Raw genomic sequence first — 16,866 nt, 5'->3', positions numbered from 1 at the left:
CAACCCCACGCGCCATCAATGCTGTGCTCGAGCAGGGCAAGACGATGGATAACACGAGATGTCGAGCTGGTCGGGCGGTCCGCTCGGTGCCGACTGCGTCCCGCATTTCAGTTCCCGTGGCGTAGAGCAAAACAATTCCGTCACACCTGATTCCTCGTGGATCAAGGCTTCCGGCCGGCGAGTTGACGACTTTATTGACGGTCACTTCAAAATAATGTCGTCAATTCGCCTACGTCCGCAGTAAATTTGTCAATTCGCGTTGTGGACCAAGCGTTCCGGCGGTAACGTCCTGATTTCTCGGCCGATTGTCGACGCACCGCTCTGTCGGTCGAAGCGCTGAGTTCAAGCAGGACTCTCTCTGCCTCAAGCTCAGTCACCTATGCTGGGAAAGCAGTGTTGCGGGACGTTCGGGGTCGACTGCGTCCGGCGGCTCTCGGCCAGTTTCGGTCAGTCGACCGGCGAGGGAGTCGGACATTCGAAGGTCCGATAGACGCAGCCAAGCGACGTTCAGTCCATGATTTTGTTCGTCGGGTCAATTGCCGGTATCGATGCCTTGGCGCTCGTTTGGGGGACGACAGTTGCTAGTCGCGCGAGGACGTTAGCTTGACTGTATCAAGGTGACCAACAAGGGCATCAATGAAAGCGCGGACCTTTGCTGACATGCTGCGGTGAGTCGGATACAGCGCGTGAAGCTCAATGGGTTCCCGCCTCAATGACGGAAGTACCCGAACCAGGGTACCTGCCGTCAAGGCGGGAGCTGCGAGGTAGCTTGGAAGAAAACCGATCCCGCCACCGCCTTCAAGAACAATCTTCTGCGCAGCCGCGTCCGGGATGATTGCCGAACCGCGCGGGTGTAGGGCCAATTCCGTGTGGCCATCGTGAAAGACCCAACTAGTGGGGGCCTCCCGAACGACGAGCCTATGCCCATGAAGTTCATCTGCCTCCATCGGGACGCCCGATCGCGATAGGTAGGATGGACTTGCGCATAGCCACAATTCGACAGGTGGCAGTCTGCGAGCGATGAGCGACGAGTCAGGAAGTGTACCGACGCGCACCGCTACGTCGATACCTTCGCGCGCGATGTCAACGTAATTTGAGTCCGTGGTCAGCTCGACGGTAAGTTCCGGATAGCGGTCTAGAAAGTCAGGCAGCATGGGCGCAATGAGTCCCTGTGCGAACGATTGCGTTGTGTTAATGCGTAGCAGCCCGCGTGGCTCCCCCGCGTAGCCATCGATGATCGCCTGTGCTTCCTGCAGGTCGTGAACTGCCCGCGACGCGTAGGGCAGTAGCAGTTTTCCCGCGTCAGTCAGCCTGAAGTGTCGTGTGGACCGGTCGAAGAGCGCTGATCCAATCTCCGTCTCCAATCGTAAGAGCGCCCGGCTTACGGATGATTTGGGGGCCTTCAGCGTCCGTGCCGTGCCTGAAAGGCTTCCGCTGTGAGCTAATCGGAGAAATATGATGAGGTCGGCCTGGTCCATTTCGTGTCGTTTTCCGGAACAGCGAGTCGCGATTAAGCTATCTTATATTCAAACGTGGAACGCCCTAGACTTCTCCCCGACGCCCTACACCGCGCGTCACGACGAACCGAGGGAGATATGGAGAACACACACGCGAGCTATCTGGTCGCCGGCGCCGCCGGCGGTCTGGGACACCGAATCATCGATGCGTTACTTCGCACACGGCCCGGCAGGAAGATCCGTGCGGGTGTTCGAGGCGGTTCAGCAGGCAAACACGGCAATCGGGCAAGGGTGTGGATAGCGAACGGCGTAACCGTCGTCAATCTGGATCTGGACGACCCGCTCAGCCTCAAGCACGCCTGTGCAGGCGTTGGTACCGTTATTTCGGCAGTTCAGGGTGGCCCTGACACCATCATTGATGGCCAGTCCCGTTTGCTTGAGGCGGCGCTCGCGGCGGGCATCGGGCGATTTGTTCCGTCGGACTTTTCTGAGAACCTGTTCTCAATCCCCGAGGGCATTAACCCTTATCTCGACATGCGGCGGACCTTCGATCGCAAGGTCGAACTGAGCGGCATTGGCTACACCCATATCCTGAACGGTGGATTCATGGAAGTCGTGTTCTCTAACCCCGGCCTGATCAACGCGGATGCGGGCACGATCACTTATTGGGGCGACCCCGAAGTGGCCCTCGATTTCACCTCCATGAACGACGTTGCAGCCTGGACGGTGGCCGCCATTGACGATCCTGCGACGATGAATAGCGTGGTTTCCGTAGCGGGTGACCGTCGCACCATTGCCCAGATTGCGGGTGACTATGCCCTGGCAACGGGCAGCGCGCTTCATCCGGTGCGCAGAGGGTCGATCGAGGACGGATATGCCGAACTACGGAGAATGGCGAAAGCCGGTGCTCATCCGTTGGCAATGCTGCCGCTCCAGTATCTGCTACCCATGATGTCGGGCGAAGGGACCTTGCGCGACATTGCAAACGACCGGTATCCGACAGTGCGGCCGACATCGCTCCTTGACTTCATGAAACGCCACTACATAACCGGGGGTAGCAAGCGATGAGTGGTCTGATCAAGCCATTCCAGCTCAATGTGTCCGAGCGGGAGTTGTCCGAGTTGCGTGGGCGACTGCAGCGGGCGCGCTGGCCAGACCGTGAAACCGTCAATGACACGAGCCAGGGTCCGCAACTTGCAAAGCTGCAGGCACTGGTCGCGCATTGGATAGACGGTTACGACTGGCGTCGCTGCGAGTCAATGTTGAATGACTTCGGGCAGTTCAAGACGACCATTGACGGCCTGGACATCCATTTTCTTCACATTCGGTCACCTGAACCGGATGCGATTCCCTTACTGATGGCGCATGGTTGGCCCGGCTCTGTGCTTGAATTCCGCAAGGTGATAGCGCCGCTCAGCAATCCCGCCGCGCATGGCGACGATCCGAGGCAGGCGTTTCACCTCGTCATTCCCTCGATGCCGGGATTTGGGTTTTCTGACAAACCAGGTGAACCTGGGTGGGACATGACGCGCATTGGGCGTGCTTACGTTGCACTGATGCGACGGCTTGGCTATGACCGTTGGGCCATGCAGGGTGGTGATTTTGGCGCAGGAGTGACCGACGAAGTCGCGTCACTAGCGCTCCCCGAGCTTATCGGTATCCATCTGAACTTCGCGATGTTCATGCCCACGCCAGACGAAATCCGCGACGCTACGCCGGATGAAGAGGGCATGCTTGCCAGTGCCCGGTATTTCTGGAGCACGCTATCTGGATACGCCCAGGTGCAGCAGACCCGACCGCAGACGATAGGCTACGCGCTCGCAGATTCTCCGGTCGCGCAGGCAGCGTGGATTTACGCAATGTTCCAGGACACGTGTGGTACGGCAGGCAACGCAGAAGCTTCCTTCACGCTCGACGAAATACTCGACGACATCATGTTGTATTGGATACCCAATGCGTCAGCTTCGTCGGCTCGACTTTATTGGGAATTGAAGCGATCCAACTGGTCCTCTGCGGCTCGCATCGATCGTCCAATTGTCGTGCCGTCTGGATTCACCATGCTTGCCGGCGAACAGGTGCGTAAATCGCGACGCTGGATTGAACAACGCTACAGCGATGTGCGGCACTTCGCTGAGCACGAGCAGGGCGGCCACTTTGCCGCGTTGGAAAATCCGCATGCTCTGGTAGGCGATATTCGCTCGACCTTCGCGAGCCTTCGCGAAAGCTAACCCAATGGCATGCCCGCGTCGAAGCGATGTTCGGGTACTTCCTTCATGCGGCAATTAGCTGCGGACGTCGACGACGCAAGTAGGCTGATTACTTGTCCACCAACTTCGCCTCGGGGAAATGACCGTTATATCCTGTAAGCAGCCTTAGGCTTGGCGCCCGGCTGTCGGACCGAGTTGGGTCGGTTATGCCTGTTGCATGAGACGTGGACCGGGGGCGAGCGGCGTGCCCGGTCGTGGGACGCAGTGCGGCCAGAAGGAGACCGCCGACAGGCCCGCAGTGTTCGTCGACAATTCCCCGGGGAAGTGGCGGTGAACGCTGTCCGCCGGCAATCGATCTTCAGCTTGCCGATTATGATTGAATACAAAGACCAGACGGTTCGGAAGCTTTACCATCGCGCCAACGCGCTATGCCGTTAGGATATCAGCCCAATCGTGAGAAAAAACGGTGATGCGGTTCCCTTTCAATGATCTTCACAGCTTCAAGGACTATGTTGTCTTTGTAAGGATGTGCGCCCCGAACCAGTTTCCAGTGCGCGAAGGCGCCTCCTTCGAAGACCAGTGGACGTTAACGCTAGCCTTTCGTGGATTGAGGGAGGGGCTGTCTCGAGCAGTAGAAGAGATGGGACCGCGGGATGAGTTCGATCGATGCACAAAACTGGTTGACGAGGCCTACGCGTACTATGAAGCGGGGCAACGGAAGGAGGGCTTCATGGCATTGGATCAGGTTCACAAAATCTTGAGGAAGATTCGTACCCGGTAGCGTCCCTACCGGCGTTTTGACCGCGAATATGAATGGCTGCTTTTGGCATTGGCGACCGTCGCTTAAGGGTCGTAAAGAGCCTTTCGCGCGACTCAAGAACGGCCACCCGGTGTCGCTCACAGCTGTTTGCAGGCATCGCCGAAGGACTCGCCCGCGAGATAGGGCCTGTCAGTAATTTCGTGTTCAAGGCATATGATCCTCCCCAGGAGAACCTATGCCTCGCAAACCGAAAACCCCACCGGTAGAGCTACCGGCGATTCCCGCTGAACTGCTTGAACAATTCGGCAACGGCCCGATGACGGCCGAAGCGATCAATGCCGCGACGCTAGCCCTCAAGAAGGCGCTGATCGAGCGAGCGCTGGGCGGTGAGATGAATCACCACCTCGGCTACGCGCCGGGCGCGGCAAAACCGGCCAGCGTGACGAACCAGCGCAACGGCCGTGGCGCCAAGACGGTTCTGACCGAAGACGGACCGATCCGCATCGAAGTACCGCGCGACCGCGACGGCAGTTTCGAACCACTGCTGATCCCCAAACACGAACGACGCTTCACGGGCTTCGACGACAAGATCGTTGCGATGTACGCACGGGGCATGACCGTGCGCGAGATTCAGGGCTTTGTGCTGGAGCAGTACGGCACGGAAGTTTCGCCCGAATTCATCAGTTCGGTGACCGATGAGGTCATGGCCGAAGTGACGGCCTGGCAGGCCCGGCCACTCGAACCGATGTATCCGGTCGTATTCTTCGACGCGCTGCGCGTGAAGATTCGCGAAGATGCCGTCGTGCGCAACAAGGCCGTCTATCTGGCACTGGGCATTCTGCCCGACGGCACGCGTGACATCCTGGGCCTGTGGATCGAGAACACCGAGGGCGCCAAGTTCTGGATGAAGGTATTCAATGATCTGAAAACACGCGGCGTGGGCGACATCCTGATTGCCGTGACCGACGGCCTCAAGGGCATGCCCGAAGCACTTGCGGTGGTGTTTCCGGCCACGACGCTGCAAACCTGCATCGTCCACCTGATCCGCAACAGTCTCGATTACGCGAGCTGGAAAGACCGCAAGTCCCTCGCTGCTGCGATCCGCCCGATCTATACCGCCCCGAGCGCTGAAGCCGCGCAGGCCGAGCTGGATGCGTTTGCTGACGGTCCGTGGGGGCAGAAATTCCCGCCGGTCAGCACGGCGTGGCGCAACGCCTGGGATCGCGTGATTCCGTTCTTTGCGTTCCCGCCGGGCGTGCGCAAGGTGATCTACACGACGAACGCCATCGAGAACATCAATTCGCAGCTACGCAAGATCATCAAGACCCGAGGTCACTTCCCGACCGATGATGCCGCGACGAAACTGATCTGGCTGGCGCTGCGCAACATCACTGCCGATTGGGGACGTGCCGCTCACGACTGGAAGACAGCGATGAACCAATTCGCTATCCTCTACGAGGACCGGTTCGTTCGACCATCCGTGTGAATCTCAACCCCGCCTTGAACACGGAAATTCTGACACCCCCGCGAGATAATTTTTTTACCACTACGGCACGATCGGCTGCTCAAACTCCGTTTTCGCACGACGCGCGACAGGGGCTGATAGCGCTACAACGGCGCCGCGGGGAAGTTGACACCGGTCTTCGCAACCCCGTGGCCGGTGACAACTTTAATTCGCGACGTGCAACCTCATGAATTCACGACGGTTTCGCCTTTCATCGCAGGCGCGAGGCGGCGAAGTGACATTTTTACTTCGCAAACGGTGACAACTTTAATTTGGTCTACGGTCTACGGTCTACGGTAGGGCCGACCCGCCGCTCAACGGTCCCGGGAGTCTTCGGGGTACTCGATTCCGTGCAGGAACCATAAGCTCTTGGCTTTACTGTCGTTGGGCGCTTGGTTGAAGATCAAAGCATGGCATTCTTCGTCTGCCTTGTCGATCAACTTGGCCAGCAAGGCGACGTTGCGGCACTGTTGGTCTGAAAGTTTCGCTCGCCAACCCTCCAACTGCTCGATGCTGAGCTTTTCCATGCAACTGAAATGCTTGCCCAGAATCCCGCATAGAACGTCTGACACCTGAATGGCGGGCTCGCTCCGGGAGTTTGCGAAACGGTACATGATGGGTTGGTCGCCGTGGACGATCCGCCGCTGCTCCAAGCTCGCACGGACCTGAGGCTCATCGTCGAACACGTGCACGGCGTTCGTGAACGTGGCCAGTCGATTGAGGAACACCGTGTCGAAGCTGTCCACCAAGACGTCCGAATCGTTGCCGACCAAGAAGTCAAGTGTAGTGTCGTGCGCTGCATCCTGCAGCAGGTCGCACAGCGTCATCGTCTCGAGGTTTCTGAACGCGAACCCGTTACGAAACAGGAAGGTGCGAACGGCTCTTACGAACTCCGGCATTCGGCCGACGCCGACATTGGGGTAGTCAAAGGTCTTGAGAAGGCGAAAATAACCAAGCGGGTCGTGCCGGACAAGCGCGTGCAGCTCGTTTTTCAGTTTGTCGTGCACCGCTATCAGATGCCGAAAGCGCTCTGATACTATGAGCGAATCGATTAGGTCTACGATAGACCAGTTCAGGATGCTGAAGTTTGAGTAGTGGATGTACACCGCTGCCTCGAGGACCCAGGCGAGGAAGTGCTCGACTTTTCGCGAATCGAGGCAAGCTGCGTAATCTCCTTTCACGAGGTGCCTGAGTTTCATCTCGGGCGCTGACGGTTGAATCCGCAGCTGCGCTTTCAGTGCCGCGACGTCCGAAAGCATGGTCCCCGGCTCCAATGCGATGCCTCCGAGGACAAAACAGTCCAGCGCGTCGTGGTTCAGTCCGGCACGGGTGAGCGTTAGACGACGGATGTTGTTGGTTTCGTCGTAGTACAGCGTGTATCGCTTATGGACGTTCGGCATGAAGTCGAGCCCAACGGGCCTGAAGCGCTCGACGTCGATGGTAGGCTTTTCCCGGTTTCCGTTGTTCATATCGTCAGCCTTGGAGATGGGCGGGGGCGAGCGCTTGGCGTTGCGAGCTGCCGATCGTGCCACGATGAAATCCTGATCGAGTCCATTCGGGCGCGATGCCCCAGCTATTGGCAGGTAACTCAGTCGTCTGCGTTGGCTAGCTGTGTCTTCACTCCGTTCTCCTGACGGGGCACGCCAGCCAGCCCCAGAATGCGTCCGTAGACCCGTTTGCAAAACGCATCATCTCGTTCGTCCTGGTCACCATCATCGCGCACGACGTGCTCGAGTAGCGCACCGCGCCGCCGCATGATCTCGTGAGTGCCGGCCTTCTGAAGCAGATAGCTTTCCGAGTCCGATCCCATGGTTTCGATCACAATTCGGTGGCGCTGCGCGTCAGGCGCTTCCTGCGTCACTTCGTGAAACTCCAGTTCGAAGTCGGCTCGGCAATTGGCCGTCTCACCCGACTCGAGCGTCACCTCACTGTCGAACAATGGCTTCGTCAGCGTGACGGTTACGCCCTTTCTACGAACCCATTCGATCACCTTGAGCAGTTGTACTAGCGTACGCCGCTCGTAGTGACTGTCGAGCGGCACCGGTTCGTCTTTGCTGTACGCGTGCTGTGCGAACGCTTCCCGCACGCGGGCAGTCCCATCCCGGCCGCGGTCGACGACCGCGAGCACCCAGTACGGGGGGTGACTGTGGCGCTGGTCCCTGCCGCCAATGCGCAATGGCTGCTGTGGTGTCACCCTTGCAGGTTTGAATCGCGTGTGCTTGACCGCAGTTCCATCATCGATCTCGTCAGCTACGAACAGCATGAAGGCGCTGCGCTTCTTGCCAGCGGGCCAGGGAAGTGCATCGATCTCGCTCATTTTGGCCGGAAGCCTGGTCCACGGCTCTGTGAATAGCACATCGCTCAGGGACAGCGACTCGCTCATTTCCTCGGCTTTGGCAAACGCGTTGACGCGCGCCCACCACGACTGCTCGCCTGATAACCACGTCGCCCCGGAGGCCACCGTGTTGATGCCCGCATGATGGAGCATCGTGTAAAGGACGCGCCCGAGTTTCGGTAATCGCCGGCCCCGGGCGGCTCCCCCGGCGCCGCGTTGTCCACCGGAAGGGTTCCTGCCACCACGCGGCTCGTGTTCGTCGTCGAGATAGTCGAGGGTATCCTCGACCGGACGCAGCGGGCGGTGTTTGCCTGGCTCCGGCGCTTCGTCCTCGTCAACTTCCACGTCCGGATCAGTACGAAAGGACTGCAGCGCGCATGCATGGGGCCCGTACCCATTCAGACGCATGAAATGCACCGGTCCCTGTTCGCGTGCCCGAGCCGTTAATCTCGGCTGCTGGCTACCCTTAATCTCGGTGCCGCGACAGTCGCATTCGAGCCAATACTGAACATCCCGACCATCGCGCATCTCGGCGAGGATTCCCGCAATGACGCCGGCGTCGTGAGCTTCAGTTTTCTCACCGGCGCCGCAAAAGCGGCGCACCGACTCGGCTTCGTCGGCACTCAATTCCCGGACCACCGCGTCTGGCTTCTTTCGATTGATCAGGCGCATGACAAGAGTTGGCAAACATATGAAGTTTTCCATTCTAGATCGGTTGAGCGGGTCGGGGGGTATGGTGGCTGAGCCGGGGTTATTCAACGGCGTCGACCAATGGAGGCGTGCTGGCCGACTTCAAAGGCCGCATCAACGAGATATTTGTCGGGTACCAAAATGCCCCATCCGACAATGTTCATTATCAGAAGGGCGATTTTTGCCAGATTGGCGTTTCTCGGCGACACTTTCGTCGTACCCTTGATCGGCGCGACGCCCGCCCCGTTGCGGTTTCCGTAGCGCGCGACACACGCTTGAGCCGACCGCCCAGGAGGACGAGATGCAGCTGAATCTCACCGAGGCTACCGAGAGGATGCGGCGTTACCCACAGCAGGTCTGGTCCGAGGGCCTCAGCTGCGCGGGGCGCTACACCGCGCTGTTCGCCCGCCACCCCGCGCACCTGCAGTTCGAGAAGGACGGTGCGCTGAGCCTGTACTACCTCGGGTTCCGCTCCGAGCCGAGCTTCCACCTGGCTGACGCGCCGCGCGCGGCACCCGCGTTCGTGCGCGACGTGCAGGCGCACATGGCCGCACTCGTCCCCGACGCGCCGCAGCGCTCGGCAACCGGAGGCCACGCATGAGCGAACTGCGTGCGACGCGCCGCTGGCAGTCGATCGAACACTGGCCGGAATGGCTCCGCATCCGCTATCACGCGCTGCTGGGCGGTCTGCTGATCGTGATCGCGTCGGCCTTCGAGGGCGCCGGCGACGCATGGCGCAAGGCGGCTCAGCACGGGGATCCAGGCGCGCGCGCCGCGCGAGCATGGGTCCGCGCGGCCATTGGACATCGCGATGCGCTGTCCGCGCTCGAGCAGTGGCCACCGGCGCCGGCTGCGCCCTGATCGGCTTCGGGTTCCTGCAGGTCGGCTATGCAGTACTCGTGTCGGGACGCGACCGGCCCGTCGAGCCGTTCGCCGAACCGTTCGCTGCGTGGCAATGGGTGGTCTTTGCGCTCGGCACGGCCGGCCTGAGCTATGGCGTAGGGTCGGTTACGTATCCAGGCACGGGTGTGCTGATGGGGGGGATCACGGCAGCGTACGTGCTCGTGCCGCTGACCTACCGCCAGCAGGTCGCAAGTGCGGCGCTCGCAGTGCCGCAGTGGATCACGACCGCAGCGGGTCTGCCCTTTTGGCTACTCGCCGACTTCATGTGGAAGCTCTATCACGCCCCGCGCGTGCACGAGGCGCCGGCGATGGTGGCCGTGCATCTGGGTCTCGGCCTCGCCGGCCTTGTGATGGCCAGCTGCGGACTCGGCTGGATCGCGAAGCGTACCGTGTGGCTGCACCCGGCGCCGACCGGAGGCCAGTGACGTGCGTGCCTCACCCGCCCGCGCCACGATGCGCCTGACGCCGGCCCACTTCGCGCTGTACCGCGCGTACCTCGGAGGGCTCGACGAAGCGACGCTGCATGCGCGCTACGGCGTGCCGGGCACCGACGTGCGGATGACGCGACGCACCTGCTGCGCCTGAAGCCTGGCAGCTTGCCGCGAGACGCGCACGCCGGTGGAGCCGGCTGGGAAGTGCCGCCGCTCGTGGTGTTCCCGGGCGAGGTGGGTCCCCGACGCGTTCTATAGCGAGCGCGAGCTCGTCGCGCTGTACGTCAAAACCTATCCGCCGGCTTCGTCGCCGGCGCTCGATCGGAAAGACGCGCGCAATAGTCGCCTGCGCGATCGCTAGGACGCCGCGCTCGCGCTGATGGAGGCGACTGTCGTTGAGGCGCGGCCGCCGGAGCACGCCCCGGCGGCTGCGGCCGGGGGCGCGTCCTCGCGCGCGTCGGGCGCGAGGTGCTGGCCGGCGTGGCGCGCACGCCGACCCGCGATGGGGTGACCGTGCTGCAGGTGCCGTTCGTGAGCGACGAGGCATTCGATCGACGCGTCGATGACCTGCTGGTCGCGATCGCGCTCACCGCCGAGCAACACCGATGTGCTTCGGAAAGCTAGGCTTCGGCGGAAGTCGCGGGGCAGACGTGGCGAGGGTAGAGGCGGTCGTCGTCGCGGCCGGCGGTCACGCCAACTGGTGTTTACATGGTCCTATGGTTGGCCGAGAAAAATTTTTCGAACCTCGGTAGACTGGATGTCCCATCGGCAATCCCGCCGAAGGGAATAACCGAGCTACATTTTATGAAACAGAAGAAGTACAAAGACTCATTTTGTCGGCCGATCGTGACCAACGAAGGCACCAAGCTGGCCGGCGGCGCCGCGCGTAACTATCGCATCGGCCAATTCGAAGACGGCCTCGACGAGATCATCGCCGAAGCGATCCAGAGCGTGCACGAACGCCTGTTCGACCGCATGACCGAGAAGCACACGAGTCGCCGGATTCTCCGTACACCGCCGGCACCGAGCGCGGGGTTGCCGAACTGATCTAGTCTTCGCTTGAAGTTCGCGCGGGTCTAAGCGTTCAAGACTGTTGCGACATCAACTATCACTGCCGAGTAGCAACCAATGGATGACCGAATCCAGTGCTTCATGCGACGCATGGAGCGTGCGAGCGAGCGCCGCACACCAGGCCGCCGATGCGGCCTTTTTTTTCGCCCGTCGGCCGGTGGGTCGCGCACTGCGGGCCGTGGCCGGCACATCGCGTAAATTTTCTTGCGAATGGGGCCGGTCGCAGCCACTTTCGCGACTATACGAACATGCAGGCCGTTGCGACGCCTGCCCCAAGGCCGGCCCATCCGCGGCACGGAAGGCGCAGCATATCGAGGTGCAACATGCCGAATGATTGGCGTGGCTGGGCGGTGTCCGCCCTGATGCTGTTGTTGCTGCTCGCGCAACTGCGCGGCTGCAGCTCCCTGTGAGCCCCGCGGCCGAAAGGTCGCATCTTCCCCCTGTGGTCCGCTGGCACCATCTCGGATAGGGTCACGCTGCAGGCCACCCAACCCTTGCGCCGCCCCGACGAGGGGCGGATCAATGAAGCGGCAAGCCGGGTCGGGAGCGTGCGCACCGCGCTGGCGGCCGCCTTCGTATTCGGCGTGCTGGACTACGTGCTGACGTCGACCAAGCTGCTGGTGACCGGAAAGCTGCTCGCGTCGGGCAATCTGATGCGCCAGGTCGTCGAGGGCATCGCGATCGCCGCGCTTTGCTCGACCGACGAGCTGCTGATCATCGAGCCGAAGAAGGGCGGACCGGTCACGGCACGCTATTGGGAAAAACTCGAAGCCGGCGACAGTCGTACGCACGGCTACCTCGCCCTCGGCCAGCTATCGCAGAATGCCGCGAAGCTCGGCTTCAATGTCGATGCGGTGAAGCGCCTCACCGCCGCGAAGCGACACTACAACGGCTTCAGCCACGCCGGCACGTTCTCGATTGCGGCCCGGGTAGCGCCGCATGAACCGGGCACGGCGTTCGTCGGCGGCCACTTCGACGAAGCCAAGCTCAACGGCTACCGCGCCGAGCTACGTGAACAGATCGGTTTGTGCGGGATGCTGCCGGCCTTCATGCGCCGCATACTTGCCAGCCTCACACCCGACCCGCGCGCGGCGCTGGCGGTTCCTGCCTGAACGCGATCTCAACCTGCAGGAGACACATCGATGTCCATCAGCTACGGGCCAATCATCCTGGCCGCGGCGGCCTTCGGCGCCGGCCTGACGAGCGCGTGGTACTGGTACGGGTCCGCCCGGGTCGAGTTCCGGCGTCCACCGGCCACGCCGTTTGGGCCGCTCGATCTGAACGATCCGATGGCGCGCGAGCCCATTTTGCCGGAGCAGAAACCAGGCTGGTATGCCTACTGGCAGAGGACGGCGACCGATGCACTCGCGCTCGCGGCCGAGCAGAATTGGAATGCGATGGTCGACGCGAATCGCGAGATGGGACGACTGAACCAGATCGCCGCGCGATGGACCGCGGCGGCGGTCCTGCTCGGCACGGCCAGCAGCGTGTGGTCGGCGCTCGGCGGGGCTTGATACGACAAAATGTCGTGCTACGATGCAGGGGCACGACATTTTGTCGCCTTTGGAGGTAAGTCCGATGTCCACCACTGTTCCGACGCTTGCGACGGACCGGCCGACGGCCGAGATGTTGCGTCAACTGCGGGAGCGCAGCAACCGCACGCAAGGCCAGATGGCCGTGCTGCTGAATCTCACGGAACGTCAGTATCAACGATTCGAGGCCGGCGATAGCAAGATGCCGCTCGGCACTTGGAAACTGCTGCGCAGCGTGTGGGGTAGCCGCCATCCGATCGATTTCGAGGTCGTAACCGAATCGACTCGCGGCTGGGACACGCGGCGTGACACCCGGCGCGACACCATCGAGCGCGGCGACGTAGTCGAGCTGCAGCCGATCGTCGGCCCGCTACTGCGCGCGACCGTCTGCATGGACCGCGTGCACGATGGCCTGGGGGACGAAGACGGCTACGGCGCCTTCGTCATCGAATTCGTCGGCGCCGATGGTGCCGGTCAGGAATATCTCGGTTTCTATATCGGTGAGCGCGTGCGGTTCGCTCGCGAAAACGTCATCCACCTCGAGCAGCGCGCGCCGCGCCGCTAAATCAGGACCTCTCTGATGCGCAAAGAATATGAACTGCAGACCGACGTGCTCGCGACGATCGTTGCGGTGACACCGGTGGTGCCGAAGCATGCTGAGTTGTTGACCGCATTCGCGACCCGCACCGACTATCGCAGCGCGCGATACGCGGTGACGCGTGACGAATTCTGCGAACGGCCCGCGCGCGTAATCGACGCCGAGGGCCGCGAGATCGCGGCCGACTATCACGCGTGGATCGACATGCAACTCGACGCCCACCACGGCTCGGTCGAGGAGCTGTTGCGTGCGCACCGGGATTCCGGCTACAAGCTGGTCGAGGTCCAGCCGCTGTTGCACTACTTCGTGCACGACCGCGGCGGCGACCAGGACAATTTCGTGCAGCTCGAGATCTGGGAAGAGCAGGAGTTCGTCGAGCGTGAGGTGTTTCCGCGCCGCACGCCCTGGCGGTTGCCGGATGCGCGTGAATTGCGCTCGGGCTGGCATGACATGGAGGGCGAACCGGTCGAGCGACGCACCCTCGGCGCGCCGCGCTATCGGCTTCAGGCCGTGATCGACATGAAGCACTTCTCGGCACTGGCCGAAGCGACATTTCAGGAGCGCCGGCAGCGCGACGGCGACCGGCAATTGGTGGAGCGCAACGTCGACACGGGCGCATCGCGCGTGATCAGCGTGCGCGATCTCACTCCCGGGTATGACAACCAACAATGGCGCGGCCGCAGATTCTTCGACGATTGGGCCGCGTCGAGTGCTGGCCGTGCTGGCGAGCGCGTGTGTCAGCGGTGGGTGTTCAGCGCCGAGGACTATACCGATTCGCGCAGCGGCCGCGACATGAATTTCGTGCCGCGCTGGACCCATACGCGCAAGATCGCCGGGCTGAAGAACACCGCGAAGCTCAACGTATACAGCCTCGCCGGCAAGCTGACGCAATTCGACGAGCGTATTGGCCACCGGTTCGCCTGGTACTTCTACGGCGTGCACGGCAACCTGATCCTGAGCGGCCAGATGGAACGCATGCTGGAGGCCGCCGAGTCGGGCCTGATCGTATTGCCCGAACACGACTACCAGGTGCTGCGGCGCTGGGGCGACGATCAATACGGATTTTGACGGGGATCTCTGCGATGGCCAGCGGACCCCAAAAAGTTGGATCACGGCGGCCTGCACCGGACCCAGATGAAGGTGACGCGTCGCACGCTGACGGAGTTGCGTCGACGAGGAAACCGTTCGCGAGATCGGTGCCTGCGGAGTTTCGAGAGCGTGTTCACCGCTTTTGCTCGCTTGGCGATGGGCAACCGAACCTCCCGAAGCCCAGAGGGCTGTCACGAGGGCCATAGTGGCGGCCCTCGTTTCATGACATTGGTAATCCTCATGGCTTGCGTTTTTCAAGCACTATGATTGATTCGGCACCGACTCGATAAATTCGAGATAAGCGTGCGCGACGCCCGGTTAGAATCGCTGCGTCTACCTATGTATGAGCACGGAACCGATTGAGAGATCGGCGTGACCATCTGAAAAGCGTATGGCCATCGAACCCGAGGATCTTCTACCGCATTTTGAGCGTGAGTTGGGTCTGCTGCGCCGCTCGACGCGCGCATTCACCGAGCGTTACCCCAAAATCGCGGCTCGTCTTGCGATGTCCGGTGAGCACTCGGATGACCCACACGTCGAGCGGCTGCTGCAATCGTTCGCGTTGATGTGCGCTCGGCACGACATCCGACTCGAAGATGAGGTGCCGGAGTTTACTCACGCGTTGATTGACACAATCCACGGAGCGTTCCTGCGGCCGTTTCCATCTTGTGCGATGGCCCAATTCCGCGTGGATCGAGCTAGCAAGCAGACCGAGCCGCGGATAGTTCCACGCGGCACGCCACTGGTGGCGCCGAATAGCCGCCTGGTGTTCCGCACCGCCGCCGACGTCACGTTGGTGCCGTTGACTGTCTCCGGTGTACGTTACGCGACGTCGACCGTCGCGCCGATGGAAACGACACTGCCGTCCGACACCACGGGGATTTTGTCTTTCACCCTTGAGCTCACGGCGCCGTCAGCCCAGTTCTCCATCGCGCCAGATATGCTGCGGTTGCACTTGGCAGGGGAGAGGGAGGTCGCGGCCGCGCTCGCCGACGGCGTGCTGATGCACGCCACGCGTGCCTTCGTTGAACTGGACGGCAACGGGCGCTGGCGCCGGGTGGACATGCCGCTAGCGGCCGCAGGTTTCGACGATGCCGACGCGCTGCTTCCGCCGCCTCGCGACAACACGATTGCTCCGTTTCATCTGTTGATGGAGTACGGGGCGTTTCCCGCTCGATTTGACAACCTCGATCTGAATTTGGCGCGGTTGAAACGGTTGGCGGTTGGCGCGCGCCGGATCACGTTGCATTTGGCCGTTGCCGGCATCCACCCTGACTCACGTCGCGCGCAACGGCTGGTAGCCGCGTCGGCCGACAATCTCCGGCTATTTTGCACGCCAGTAGTCAACTTGTTCTCGAGCAATGCGGAGCCAATCGAAACGAGGGCTGGGCAACCGTACTATGCGCTGAAACCGTTTTCGCTCAAGACCGCAGCTACGAGCGAGGTCTGGTCAGTTGATCAGGTCCGTATAACGACGGCCCAGGGTGCCGTGCTTCTGCCGCCCTTCGAATCTTTGCAGCACGCGCTTGGCGCAGCGCCTGGCCTCTATTGGGTTGTTTTGCGCGACGAAGCCCGGCGCGCGCCGAAGCCGCCTTCCGAGCCCGCCAAGCCGGGACAGGAAGCGCTGCGCGGACAGGCAACGGTAGCGCGCGCAGACGGATTGCGCGGCTTGGAACTCGCGCTTGTGAACGCTCGCGGCGAGCCCGTTGATCCGGCCGCGCAGCGCCAACTCGACATCGTGCTGTCTTGCACAAATGGCGACCTGGCGGACATGCGCGAGAGCCAGTTGGCCGTGCGCGATGGGGACTCCGGTGACGAGCTCGAGTTATTGGCTCAACCCAGTTCAAGTCCCGCGCCGATTCTCCGCCGCGGCGAGCTGTGGGAATTGCTGTCGTGGCTGGTTCCGCAGGCAGCGCGGCTGAACGCCGAAGGCCTCAATGAGCTGAAGCGGCTGTGCACTCGCTTCGGCATGTTTGCGCCCGACGCCGGCCGGCGATTCGACGCGCTCGTGTCCCTTTCGACTGAAAGGGTGCGGCGCTGGATGCCAGGCAAGCCGGCTTCAGCGTTCGTCCAAGGATTGGAGGTCCGGCTCGTGATCGACGAGCAGCGTTTCGTCCAATTCAGTCTCGCCGGATTAGGGCGCGTGATGGATCGACTATTTTCCCCGTACGTTCCAGTCACGAGCTTCGTGCAAATCGTGTTGGTCTCGGCAGAGACCGGTGCGGTTCTGCGACGGGGAGAACCCCGCGCCGGTTCCCAACCGCTTATTTGATTGGCGGGTGGAAGTGG

At 61.7% G+C, this 16,866-nt stretch carries 17 protein-coding genes; 14 read left to right on the top strand and 3 right to left on the bottom strand.

Annotated features, from left to right (window positions below):
* Positions 1–581: 581 nt before the first annotated feature.
* Positions 582–1,478, bottom strand: a complete 897-nt coding sequence (locus J7024_RS15705; protein ID WP_105823357.1) for a LysR family transcriptional regulator — start codon at positions 1,476–1,478, stop codon at positions 582–584.
* 117 nt (positions 1,479–1,595) lie between these two features.
* On the opposite strand from J7024_RS15705, the gene J7024_RS15700 reads away from it, so the two are divergent.
* From J7024_RS15700 to J7024_RS15690, 3 genes are all read left to right on the top strand, one after another.
* Positions 1,596–2,525 carry an NmrA family NAD(P)-binding protein gene (locus J7024_RS15700; RefSeq protein ID WP_105823358.1) on the top strand — a complete coding sequence of 310 codons (930 nt, stop codon included), beginning with the start codon at positions 1,596–1,598 and terminating at the stop codon, positions 2,523–2,525.
* Complete coding sequence (locus J7024_RS15695; RefSeq protein ID WP_105823359.1) at positions 2,522–3,685, top strand: epoxide hydrolase family protein; 1,164 nt, start codon at positions 2,522–2,524, stop codon at positions 3,683–3,685. The genes J7024_RS15700 and J7024_RS15695 overlap by 4 nt, the downstream gene beginning before the upstream one ends.
* 974 nt (positions 3,686–4,659) lie before the next feature.
* Positions 4,660–5,910, top strand: a complete 1,251-nt coding sequence (locus J7024_RS15690) for an IS256 family transposase (protein WP_059600046.1) — start codon at positions 4,660–4,662, stop codon at positions 5,908–5,910.
* A 332-nt stretch (positions 5,911–6,242) separates the two neighbouring features.
* On the opposite strand, the gene J7024_RS15685 is transcribed toward J7024_RS15690, so the two are convergent.
* Entirely contained in the window at positions 6,243–7,460 is a 1,218-nt protein-coding gene (locus J7024_RS15685) for a DUF3800 domain-containing protein (RefSeq protein WP_146122748.1), read from the bottom strand.
* A 56-nt stretch (positions 7,461–7,516) separates the two neighbouring features.
* A complete protein-coding gene (locus J7024_RS15680) occupies positions 7,517–8,968 on the bottom strand; it encodes a hypothetical protein (RefSeq protein WP_234745283.1) in 1,452 nt (483 codons plus the stop codon).
* A 319-nt stretch (positions 8,969–9,287) separates the two neighbouring features.
* Between J7024_RS15680 and J7024_RS15675 the strand changes: the two genes are divergently transcribed.
* The 11 genes from J7024_RS15675 (at position 9,288) to tssF (ending at position 16,849) form a co-directional block, all read left to right on the top strand.
* Positions 9,288–9,554 carry a hypothetical protein gene (locus tag J7024_RS15675; protein ID WP_234745282.1) on the top strand — a complete coding sequence of 89 codons (267 nt, stop codon included), beginning with the start codon at positions 9,288–9,290 and terminating at the stop codon, positions 9,552–9,554.
* The gene (locus J7024_RS15670; RefSeq protein ID WP_234745281.1) at positions 9,551–9,814 is read left to right on the top strand and encodes a hypothetical protein; all 264 of its coding nucleotides are present in this window, start codon (positions 9,551–9,553) and stop codon (positions 9,812–9,814) included. The genes J7024_RS15675 and J7024_RS15670 overlap by 4 nt, the downstream gene beginning before the upstream one ends.
* Positions 9,787–10,281, top strand: a complete 495-nt coding sequence (locus J7024_RS15665) for a hypothetical protein (RefSeq protein ID WP_234745280.1) — start codon at positions 9,787–9,789, stop codon at positions 10,279–10,281. The genes J7024_RS15670 and J7024_RS15665 overlap by 28 nt, the downstream gene beginning before the upstream one ends.
* 1 nt (position 10,282) lies before the next feature.
* Positions 10,283–10,441: a hypothetical protein gene (locus tag J7024_RS15660; RefSeq protein WP_234745279.1), complete on the top strand. Its 159-nt coding sequence runs from the start codon at positions 10,283–10,285 to the stop codon at positions 10,439–10,441.
* 314 nt (positions 10,442–10,755) lie between these two features.
* Positions 10,756–10,911: a hypothetical protein gene (locus J7024_RS15655; protein WP_181157820.1), complete on the top strand. Its 156-nt coding sequence runs from the start codon at positions 10,756–10,758 to the stop codon at positions 10,909–10,911.
* Between the two features lie 84 nt (positions 10,912–10,995).
* Entirely contained in the window at positions 10,996–11,334 is a 339-nt protein-coding gene (locus J7024_RS15650) for a hypothetical protein (RefSeq protein ID WP_234745278.1), read from the top strand.
* 518 nt (positions 11,335–11,852) lie between these two features.
* Positions 11,853–12,470, top strand: coding sequence for a hypothetical protein (locus J7024_RS15645; RefSeq protein WP_234745277.1), 618 nt, complete (start codon positions 11,853–11,855; stop codon positions 12,468–12,470).
* Between the two features lie 30 nt (positions 12,471–12,500).
* Positions 12,501–12,872 carry a hypothetical protein gene (locus J7024_RS15640; protein ID WP_006752189.1) on the top strand — a complete coding sequence of 124 codons (372 nt, stop codon included), beginning with the start codon at positions 12,501–12,503 and terminating at the stop codon, positions 12,870–12,872.
* A 112-nt stretch (positions 12,873–12,984) separates the two neighbouring features.
* The gene (locus J7024_RS15635) at positions 12,985–13,455 is read left to right on the top strand and encodes a helix-turn-helix domain-containing protein (protein ID WP_234745276.1); all 471 of its coding nucleotides are present in this window, start codon (positions 12,985–12,987) and stop codon (positions 13,453–13,455) included.
* Positions 13,456–13,470: 15 nt separating this feature from the next.
* Entirely contained in the window at positions 13,471–14,556 is a 1,086-nt protein-coding gene (locus tag J7024_RS15630; RefSeq protein WP_105822430.1) for a hypothetical protein, read from the top strand.
* Positions 14,557–14,968: 412 nt separating this feature from the next.
* Positions 14,969–16,849: a type VI secretion system baseplate subunit TssF gene (gene tssF / locus J7024_RS15625; protein ID WP_105822429.1), complete on the top strand. Its 1,881-nt coding sequence runs from the start codon at positions 14,969–14,971 to the stop codon at positions 16,847–16,849.
* Positions 16,850–16,866: the final 17 nt, after the last annotated feature.

It is taken from the genome of Burkholderia sp. WTPI3, assembly GCF_021483755.1.
Classification (GTDB): Bacteria; Pseudomonadota; Gammaproteobacteria; order Burkholderiales; family Burkholderiaceae; genus Burkholderia.
The sequence above is the reverse complement of the archived record's forward strand: the minus strand, read 5'-3'. Positions and strand labels throughout refer to the sequence as shown.

What these genes read in the sequence shown, in the direction of transcription:
- J7024_RS15700 (WP_105823358.1), top strand. Translation starts at nt 1,596, where the DNA reads ATGGAGAACACACACGCGAGCTATCTGGTCGCCGGCGCCGCCGGCGGT.
- J7024_RS15690 (WP_059600046.1), top strand. Translation starts at nt 4,660, where the DNA reads ATGCCTCGCAAACCGAAAACCCCACCGGTAGAGCTACCGGCGATTCCC.
- J7024_RS15670 (WP_234745281.1), top strand. Translation starts at nt 9,551, where the DNA reads ATGAGCGAACTGCGTGCGACGCGCCGCTGGCAGTCGATCGAACACTGG.
- J7024_RS15680 (WP_234745283.1), bottom strand. Translation starts at nt 8,968, where the DNA reads ATGGAAAACTTCATATGTTTGCCAACTCTTGTCATGCGCCTGATCAAT.
- J7024_RS15640 (WP_006752189.1), top strand. Translation starts at nt 12,501, where the DNA reads ATGTCCATCAGCTACGGGCCAATCATCCTGGCCGCGGCGGCCTTCGGC.
- J7024_RS15675 (WP_234745282.1), top strand. Translation starts at nt 9,288, where the DNA reads ATGCGGCGTTACCCACAGCAGGTCTGGTCCGAGGGCCTCAGCTGCGCG.
- J7024_RS15650 (WP_234745278.1), top strand. Translation starts at nt 10,996, where the DNA reads ATGGTCCTATGGTTGGCCGAGAAAAATTTTTCGAACCTCGGTAGACTG.
- J7024_RS15635 (WP_234745276.1), top strand. Translation starts at nt 12,985, where the DNA reads ATGTTGCGTCAACTGCGGGAGCGCAGCAACCGCACGCAAGGCCAGATG.
- tssF (WP_105822429.1), top strand. Translation starts at nt 14,969, where the DNA reads ATGGCCATCGAACCCGAGGATCTTCTACCGCATTTTGAGCGTGAGTTG.
- J7024_RS15630 (WP_105822430.1), top strand. Translation starts at nt 13,471, where the DNA reads ATGCGCAAAGAATATGAACTGCAGACCGACGTGCTCGCGACGATCGTT.
- J7024_RS15705 (WP_105823357.1), bottom strand. Translation starts at nt 1,478, where the DNA reads ATGGACCAGGCCGACCTCATCATATTTCTCCGATTAGCTCACAGCGGA.
- J7024_RS15695 (WP_105823359.1), top strand. Translation starts at nt 2,522, where the DNA reads ATGAGTGGTCTGATCAAGCCATTCCAGCTCAATGTGTCCGAGCGGGAG.